The organism is Arthrobacter sp. P1_A5, assembly GCF_056406825.1.
The window spans coordinates 1-6,064 of the sequence record NZ_JBFTZL010000204.1 but is presented as its reverse complement, the minus strand read 5'-3'; the positions used below and the strand labels follow the sequence as shown (position 1 = coordinate 6,064).

At 64.7% G+C, this 6,064-nt stretch carries 7 protein-coding genes and 1 pseudogene; 2 read left to right on the top strand and 6 right to left on the bottom strand.

Annotation, left to right across the window (positions count from 1 at the left end):
* The 5 genes and pseudogenes from AC1D1S_RS18505 to AC1D1S_RS18485 form a co-directional block, all read right to left on the bottom strand.
* Positions 1-1,043, bottom strand: a 1,043-nt coding sequence (locus AC1D1S_RS18505; protein WP_476995141.1) for a lipocalin-like domain-containing protein, incomplete at its 3' end; no start/stop codon positions are given.
* Positions 1,044-1,614: 571 nt separating this feature from the next.
* On the bottom strand, positions 1,615-1,752 hold the full coding sequence (locus AC1D1S_RS18500) for a hypothetical protein (protein WP_476995143.1): 138 nt from the start codon (positions 1,750-1,752) through the stop codon (positions 1,615-1,617).
* A 49-nt stretch (positions 1,753-1,801) separates the two neighbouring features.
* Positions 1,802-2,079, bottom strand: a pseudogene (locus AC1D1S_RS18495) (aldehyde dehydrogenase family protein); the annotation flags it as partial.
* Between the two features lie 19 nt (positions 2,080-2,098).
* Positions 2,099-2,704: a dihydrofolate reductase family protein gene (locus AC1D1S_RS18490; protein WP_476995140.1), complete on the bottom strand. Its 606-nt coding sequence runs from the start codon at positions 2,702-2,704 to the stop codon at positions 2,099-2,101.
* A gap of 109 nt (positions 2,705-2,813) precedes the next feature.
* Positions 2,814-3,371 carry a putative immunity protein gene (locus AC1D1S_RS18485; RefSeq protein WP_476950318.1) on the bottom strand — a complete coding sequence of 186 codons (558 nt, stop codon included), beginning with the start codon at positions 3,369-3,371 and terminating at the stop codon, positions 2,814-2,816.
* A 149-nt stretch (positions 3,372-3,520) separates the two neighbouring features.
* Here AC1D1S_RS18485 and AC1D1S_RS18480 point away from each other — a divergent pair, with 149 nt between their 5' ends.
* Positions 3,521-3,697 (top strand): hypothetical protein, encoded by a 177-nt coding sequence (locus AC1D1S_RS18480; RefSeq protein ID WP_476995139.1) that lies wholly within the window; start codon positions 3,521-3,523, stop codon positions 3,695-3,697.
* A 129-nt stretch (positions 3,698-3,826) separates the two neighbouring features.
* Positions 3,827-4,321 (top strand): DUF1801 domain-containing protein, encoded by a 495-nt coding sequence (locus AC1D1S_RS18475; RefSeq protein ID WP_476995138.1) that lies wholly within the window; start codon positions 3,827-3,829, stop codon positions 4,319-4,321.
* A 79-nt stretch (positions 4,322-4,400) separates the two neighbouring features.
* Here AC1D1S_RS18475 and AC1D1S_RS18470 read toward each other — a convergent pair whose 3' ends face one another.
* Positions 4,401-5,606: an IS30 family transposase gene (locus AC1D1S_RS18470; protein WP_476995142.1), complete on the bottom strand. Its 1,206-nt coding sequence runs from the start codon at positions 5,604-5,606 to the stop codon at positions 4,401-4,403.
* Positions 5,607-6,064: the final 458 nt, after the last annotated feature.

Here is a 6,064-nt window from a genome sequence, read left to right as displayed (position 1 = left end):
GTACGGACCCACATCGCGGATTCAACAAAGCTGTAGGGATTGTTCCCGTAGGGCGGGTAGCCCCAGGGCATCTCGTAGTTGTCGAAGACGCTCGTGAGGTACCAGATCCCGAAGGTGCTGGTCAGTTGTACCTGAGTGGCGATGTTGCGCCCGCTTACCGGTGATTTCCAGGTCTTCAACGCTTTCCACTCCGCATTGTTCCCCACGTGGAAGGTGAGGCTGCCGTCCGGTGTGCCGTTGGGCGTCCCATACGAGTTGCGGCCGATCTCCAGAATCGGTTGGAGCGGAGCCGATCCGTTGGGTGCGCCGTACCACTGGCGCCAGGTGAAGACGGTGCCATCGTTGAACGTCAGCGCCCCCCAGGTATACGCAGTCGTCCACACCTGCTGCCCGGAGTTGAAGTTCCCCCACTGGTGCTCAAACCAGATCGTGCCTGTGAGATGGCGGGTCTTACCGCCGATGGTGACGGTGCCCTTACTCTTTGAAATCGGACCGGTGTAGTAGTAGGACAGCGCGTACAGGTTGGCGGGATCCAGATTCTGCCCATTCCAGGGGATGTTCTGATTCTCAAAGCCGCCAAGCCCTACCGGCATGTAGCCGTACGGTGACTGGGCCGTGTTCTCCATGTCCATGGCGAGGGGTGAGTTGTTGTTGTTTGCGGCAACACCAGTGAATTGGAAGCGCCACGTGTCCGGCTCGGCACGGTACACCGTCGTGAATTCCACGTTCTCGCCCTTGGCGCTGTACTGGAAGTCGTCCGGCGAGGTCGAGTCCGGCGGCCGTGTCCCCTGCAATGAGCCAACAGCGGTCGGCTGGTGCGCCCAGATCAACTCCTGCTTGGCGAAGTCTCCGAACGAGAAGCTTACGCCTTGCTCCCACAGCGAGGGCCCCCCGGGCGCACTCGGATTGTTCGTGAGGTTGTAGAAAATGCCGAACTCTTCCCCGGTGTCGTCATCGGTGAAGAAGCCGGTCCAGTAGTGCCACTCCTGGAACTGCCCGGTGTCGAAGATTCCGCCCGTGTGCCATTTGTGGTCCTGCGGCAAGAGGTACAGGGCATGGCCGCTGACTTCCTGGAACGGGCCAGCCTCCCCGGGGGCTGCCGCGCTGGCCCGAGGGGCGGCACGGGCCCCCAACAGACCGCCGTGGCGGCCATCGCCAGACCCGATCCCAAGACCCTGCGGCGGTCAATTCCTTGTCCTGACGCGCGGGCGACGTCCGCACGTTCACCTCCGCCCTCGATCACCGGGCGATGGTTCTGCTCTCTACTCTCATACATGGCTAAACCTCCTGGTGGACCCCCACGGCCTTCGTCGTCTGCGGTCGACAAATCGAGGATCCGTCGCGGGTCTGCGGCGCTGGTTGGCCGATTCGAACGCCGCGCATCAGACGCTCCCTACGAGAGAATGGCTGCTCCGGCCATCCGGTTCGAGCCTTTCCCGCCGAGTTTGGTGCGGCCACTGAGGGGTGGCCGCCGTTCACCATTCCGTACCGGCTTGGGATTGTGGTCAACGTCGGGGTCGCACTTAGGAATCCAAGCCTCAATCCTGCCTGGTGCGGCCGGGACCGGCGCGGCCACGCTCGCAACCGTCACGTGAGGGTTCGCCCCGGCCACCATCAATCCAGTAATACTTGCGGCGACGCGCGGGCCAGTGCTTCGTGATTCACGTCGACCTCGGCGTCGCCACGCTTCCACTTGGCAATCTGCCGGGAAACCGTCAGCTCGAAGTCTACTCGGATCCCTTCGTCCAGCATTACCCCGGATGATCTCGCAGGGCAAGACCCGCAAATTCCGAGTGGACCAGTCCGAGGACCAGGCAGAGGCTCCGAGTCCGACGTCGAGGGCGGTAGCCATTGCAACAGCCTCGTCAATCGTGCTGTAACGGACGATCGGCAGGGCCGGGCGGACCTGCTCCTCCGCCACCAAGGGGTTGTTGTTGTCGATGTCGGCTACGAGGGTGGTGGGTAGAAGTAGCCTGGCTGGTCGGTGCCCGGGTTGCCGCCGAGCAGGACGCGGGCCCCGGAAGCCTTAGCCGCTTCCACCAGATTGTCGACGACGTCGTACTGTCTGCGGCGCGGGAGGCCGGCAGCGTGTTCGGAGTCAGCCGACGCGGCGATAGCGGATGTGGGTGGCCAGCGGTGAGTGAAGCACCTCGGCGGGTTCGAAGCCGAAGGATTCAACCCCGTCGAAAATACGCTCGCCCGAACCGAGCAGGACCGGTGCGATGTCGAGGGTGAGCTCGTCGATCACGCCGGCGATCAGTGCCTGTCGGACGGTCGAGGCCCCACCGGCGATGTCCACGCCTTTGTCTCCGGCGGCCTGGCAGGCTGCGGAGTAGGCCGAGTCGAAGCCCTCGGTGACAAAGTGGAAGGTCGTCCCGCCGTCCAGCTGGATCGGGTCATGTCCGTGATGGGTCAGCACGAACACCGGCGCGTGATAGGGCGGTTCGGCTCCCCACCAGCCTTTCCATTCCTCATCCCAGTCCCCGCGGATGGGGCCGAACATGTTCCGACCCATCACATATGCGCCGCGCGGGCGCATGAGCCACTCGTTCGCTACCTTGTCGGCATCGTTGGCGCGCGGGTCGCCGATGTGCCAGCCGTGCAGCTCCAGCCCCCGCTTGCCCAGGGGGTTCTCGCGGCTCTGGTCCGGCCCGGCGACGAAGCCGTCCAGCGAGATCGACATGTGGCAGGTGGTGTCCGGCATCGCGAACCTCCTGAGTGATTGCGACCTGCATGCGGTCGTGTGGGGATTCTGGGGATCGTAGCAGGTGATGGGATCCGCGACCACCGTCTCCGGCGAATGGCCGCCTCGTTCAGCTGGCGGAGGCAGGCCGGTCGGGGCGGGCCAAGTCGGCCTGGATCGTGCGGATGATCGAGGCGAGGATTCCGGATGCGAGAAGTCCTGGCCCTAGCGGACCGGCGGAATTCGCGCCCAGCGGTGGCAGGCGCCGGAGCGCGGACCGGGCTTCGGCGCTCATGTGCTCAAGTTGCCAGTGGATCTCGTCGTCGATCGTCTGGGGTCGATCGGGCGCTGCGAGTCCGGCCGCTTTCGCGGCATACGCCGCTGCCCCCAGGGCGTGCGCTCCCATGTGGGCGACGGCGGCGGCTTGCGTGGCGGACCGGGCGGCAGCCACCGCAGCAGGGCTGGTAACCTCGCGTGCGGCACGGCCGGCCACAAACCGCCGGCGGATCTCGTCGGCGGCACCGAGCTCACCGCGAGCGAAGGCCCGGGCCCGGGCGATGGCGTCGCGGGGGCGACCATCTGCAGGAGCCTCGGCCTCAAATAAAGCCACCACCCGCTCAGCGCAGTCTGCGGCCCAGCCCGCGACGACGCGGCGCTCGGGCTCACTTAGCGTCTGCGGAGAAGCCATATCAGCACCATACACACGCCTTGCAGACCGATCGGCTTACGGGCATTGCGATGCACGCGAATCTCGGTCTCGATACTTGGGCATGTCTGGATTCCCGGCCGGAACCCTGGACATGACTTGGGTGTGAGTTCGCGCCGCGCAGCGTCGAGATGATCGCGCTCGACCTCCCGGACACGGTTACCGTTTTCAGTCACAACAACGCATACAAGTTCGGCGGGTTCGAAGCCCTCAGAACCCAGGGGATCGCCAACCTTCGCGGGCTGGAAGTGGAAAAAACGAAACCCTCCCTGCGCCGGGAGGGGATGGTGGCCTGGGGATACGATTAAGTCCGGCATTCCAGGCCGTCCTGGAATCGATAACTGCGGACAGGTAGAGACTTCCCCGAAGAGCCCGATACGGCTCGCGAGAAAACGGTGGTGGCTCCGTCTCGCGATGGGTGAGGCATAATACCCTCCATGACCAGCGGGGAGATCGGTAAGAGGGAAGCCCAAAAGCCGGCAACGCGCACCGGTGCGCGTGTTGACGTCGCCTCAAGTCTGCCGGAATCCATGACCGGCAGGGCAAGCCCGGCGAAAGCGGCGGTCGGCGACAAGCCGGTCTTCGCATATATCGCCAGCCTGCCGCAGCCGCAGCGCGGCACTGCCGAAGCGGTCGATGCTTTGGCGGCAAAGACGCTGCCCGGCCTCCGGCGCTCCGTGAAGTGGGGCATGTCCTACTACGGAGTCGGCGACGGGTGGTGCTTCAGCTGCGGCGGATTTGCTGGCCATGTCAAGCTCATGTTTGTGAATGGCGCAGCGCTCGAGCCTGTACCGCCGGTGACACCGGTGGGGATGGGCAAGTCGACGCGGGGTGTAGAGCTCAAATCCATGGACGACATCGACGAACGCCAGATCGCGGCGTGGATGAAGCAGGTCGCGTCCGTGCCGGGTGTCGGGGGCAGGAAGCGTTGAACCGGAGACCTGCCGCCGAGGCAAACATAGAGGACGACGGCGGATGGCGGTTTCTAGGGGTCGTTGCWACACCTGCTGGTTAGGTGGTCAGTAGTAAATCACGTAGACGCTCGGCTGGAGTATTCCAGCCGAGCGTCTTGCGTGGGCGTCCGTTGAGTTCCTGCGCGACGTGCTCAAGGTCTTCGGGTCCGTAGACGGACAGATCGGTGCCTTTGGGGAAGTACTGGCGCAGCAGCCCGTTGGTGTTTTCGTTGGAGCCGCGTTGCCAGGGGCTTCCCGGATCGCAGAAGTAGACAGGCATGTCGGTGGCAATGGTGAAGGATTTGTGGGTGGCCATTTCAGCGCCCTGGTCCCAGGTCAGGGACCCTCGCAGGTGCTCCGGGAGGGTGGCCATGGTTTTGACGAGTCCGTCGCGGACGGTTTCGGCAGTGTGGTCCCCGGGCAGGTGGACGAGCATCACGTACCGGGTGGTGCGTTCGACCAGGGTCGCGATCGCTGACTGGTTGTAGGCGCCGGTGATGAGGTCCCCTTCCCAATGGCCCGGCACGGCGCGGTCCTCGATTTCGGGGGGGCGCTCGGAAATCATGACCATCGGATCCACGAACCTGGAGGTGCGTTGCTCGCCGGTGCGGTGGGGTTTGCRGCGGGTCCGGCCAGTGCGCAGCGCGGTCTGTATCTCGCGCTTGAGTCCCCCTCTTGCCTGGACGTAGAGGGCTTGATAAATCGTCTCTGGACTCACGCGCATCTCCGGGTTGTCGGGGAACTCTTCGACCAGGGTGTGGCTGATCTGCTCCGGAGACCAGCGTATGAGCAGTTTGTCCTTCACGTAGTCGCGCAGGTCCGACTCCCCAGCGAGCTTGGCGCTCTTGGGCCGTGCGCGCCGGGCGGCGGCCATCCGTTGCGCCCCGTGCGGCAGGTAACCCAGCCGGGGATCGGTGTTGCGGTCCAGCTCGCGGCTGATCGTTGAGGGCGATCGTCCCAGGGCGTAGGCGATCGCCCTGGTTGCAGTACCGGCAGCTTTCAGATCCCGGATCGTCTCCCGCTCCTGCACGCTCAGGAACCGCGGATCGATGGTCTTCTCCAGCGCGGCCACCGGGATCGACGGGACCAGGGCCGGTCCGGTCGTGCCCGCGGGAGGGGTCATAGTGGTCACACCACGTTTGTAGTCGACCACCCGGCCATCCGGGTAAATGCGTCGGTCGCCGGACTTACGGATCCCGCGGTCCCACTCTTCGGCGCTCCGGAGATGTATGCCGACCACCGCGGCAGCCTTCCGCCGGTTCAACCCGGTCTTGCGCAGCCGGAAGTACTCATCCCGCCCGGGGTGAGGGCCCGCCCCCGGTTTCCCATAGCTTTTCAACCCGGCTTTACGCACCCAACCGGCGCACGTGTCGGGATTCAAACCGAGTTCCCTGGCAGCCTGCCGCGTGCTCTTTAGCCGGTCGAACACGACGAAGAACTCGTCCKTCTCCTCACGCGTGTACTTTCTCTGGCCCGCCTGCCGATTTCGCGGCTTCCCTTGAGTCAGTCCCGCTTTGCGCGCCCATTGAYAGCACGTCATCTGATTGAATCCGAGCTCCGCCGCGGCCGCGCTCACACTCCCCAGCCGGTCCACCACCGACAAGAACTGGTCCTTCTGCTCCGGCGTGTACTTCCGCCGCCGGGCTGTTTCCTCCGTTAAAAACGACACGGTCGTTGCAACTCCCAAAGTGTTGGGTGTTGCAACGACCGTTAGAACCCGCC